Source organism: Aeromicrobium sp. (genome assembly GCF_014378035.1).
Taxonomy (GTDB): Bacteria; Actinomycetota; Actinomycetes; order Propionibacteriales; family Nocardioidaceae; genus Aeromicrobium.
The window spans coordinates 1-1,987 of the sequence record NZ_JACMOM010000106.1; the positions used below are offsets into that span (position 1 = coordinate 1).

The 1,987-nt window shown below is 65.5% G+C and carries 2 protein-coding genes and 1 pseudogene; all 3 read left to right on the forward strand.

What is annotated here, in order from left to right; genetic code table 11:
• A pseudogene (locus H7290_RS05450) lies at window positions 1–233 on the forward strand (hypothetical protein); the annotation flags it as partial.
• Window positions 234–427: 194 nt separating this feature from the next.
• On the forward strand, window positions 428–640 hold the full coding sequence (locus H7290_RS05455) for a hypothetical protein (protein ID WP_134568530.1): 213 nt from the start codon (window positions 428–430) through the stop codon (window positions 638–640).
• 6 nt (window positions 641–646) lie between these two features.
• Window positions 647–1,987: cardiolipin synthase (gene cls / locus H7290_RS05460; RefSeq protein ID WP_290513002.1), on the forward strand; the 1,341-nt coding region annotated here is incomplete at its 3' end.

A 1,987-nucleotide genomic window follows, 5' to 3' on the forward strand; every position in this document is an offset into this window, starting at 1 on the left:
ACGCCTGGCGCGAGGACCTCGACCCGAAAATCGACGTCGTGCGCAGGCTGGCGGTCGCCTACGACGCCGTGCTCGTCGCCGCCGACGCCGGGCTCGCGCGGAGCGCCGCGGCCATCGGCGGCACCGTGATCGCCCTCGACGGGGTGCACCCGACGAGCGTGGGCCACGAGCTGCTCGCCAGCCTGTGGCTCGATGCGGTCACCGACGCGGGCCTTGGCACGTCCTCGCCCTAACGAATTCGACGGAGATTTTGCCGAATTGCGGTGATAAACCGTGATTTAGGGCCGTTGAGGGAAAAAAGTCCGTCGAATTCGACGGGGCGACGGGGGTGGCGAGCGGATGCCGCGCAGCCGCGTCAGTCCCGGTGGCGGCACACCCGTGAACCGGGCTGTTGCCGGCGCCGATTTCCCGTATCGTAGTCAGGGATATGGACAACTTCTGGGTTAGCGCATTCTGGTCGCTCGTGCCCACCGTGCTGGTCGGGCTGATCTTTTGGCTGGTGATGCGGTCCATCATCCGGGCCGACCGCACCGAGCGGAAGGTCTACGCCAAAATCGAGGCGGAGGAACGCGCCAAACTCGGGCTCGACAAACCGGTCGGCCTCGACAAGCCAGTCGGACTCGACAAACCGGTCGCCTGACCCGGCATGTTCGGCATCGACATCTCGACCTTCATCCTGGTGGTCGCCCTCGCCGTTGACTTCACCATCCGCGTGGTCGCCGTCATCGTGGTCCCGCGCAACCGCCGGCCCACGTCCGGTATGGCCTGGCTGCTGGCCATCTTCTTCATCCCTTATCTCGGCGCCCTGCTCTTCCTGCTGATCGGCTACCGCACCCTGCCGAAGAAACGGCTGGAGATGCAGGAGGAGATCAACCAGTTCATCATTGACAGCACCGAGGGCATCGAACAGGTGCGCAGGGACCACGTCTGGCCGCCGTGGCTGGATTCCGTCGTCGAACTCAACCGCAACCTCGGCTCGATGCCCCTGGTCGGCGGCAACCAGGCCCGGCTGCTCGGCAACTATGAGGGCACCCTCGCCGAGATGGTCGCCGACATCGACACGGCCCGCAAGTACGTGCACGTCGAGTCCTACATCCTCTCCCTCGACAAGACCCCCGCCCCGTTCTTCGACGCCCTCGAACGCGCCGTCAAGCGCGGGGTGACCGTGCGGGTGCTGATGGACCACATCCAGTCGATGCGCAAGCCCGGCTACCGCAAGACCCTGCGTCGGCTCACGGAGTCCGGCGTGAAGTGGGAGCTGCTGCTGCCGCTCCAGCCGCTCAAGGGCAAGTGGCAGCGCCCCGACCTGCGCAACCACCGCAAGCTCGTCATCGTCGACGGCAAGGTCGGCTACATGGGTTCGCAGAACATCATCGACCGCAGCTACAACATGCCCGGCAACATCCGTCGCGGTCTCAAGTGGAAAGACCTGATGACCCGGCTCGAGGGGCCGATCGTGTCCGGGCTCAACGCGATCTTCATCACCGACTGGTACGGCGAGACCGACGACCTGCTCACCCGTGACATCGAACCGGCGGATGCCGAGGTCGTGCCGCACTCGCTGGACTGCCAGGTCGTGCCCAGCGGCCCCGGGTTCGAAGGCGAGAACAACCTGCGCCTGTTCCTCGCGCTGCTCTACTACGCCCAGGAACGCATCATCATCACGAGCCCGTACTTCGTGCCGGACGAGTCGATCATGTACGCGATCACCACGGCCACCCAGCGCGGGCTGCACGTGGAGCTGTTCGTCTCCGAGGTCGGCGACCAGGCGCTGGTCTACCACGCGCAGCGCTCCTACTACGAGGAGTTGTTGCGGGCCGGCGTGGTCATCTACCTGTACAAGGCGCCGTATGTGCTGCACGCCAAGCACTTCACCATCGACGACGAGGTCGCCGTGATCGGGTCGAGCAACATGGACATGCGCTCGTTCAGCCTCAACTTCGAGGTGTCGCTGATGGTGCGCGGCCGCTCCTTCGTGCGCGAGCTC

Bases quoted from the DNA above. Each gene is read 5' to 3' on its own strand.
- H7290_RS05455 (WP_134568530.1), top strand. From the start codon at position 428: ATGGACAACTTCTGGGTTAGCGCATTCTGGTCGCTCGTGCCCACCGTG.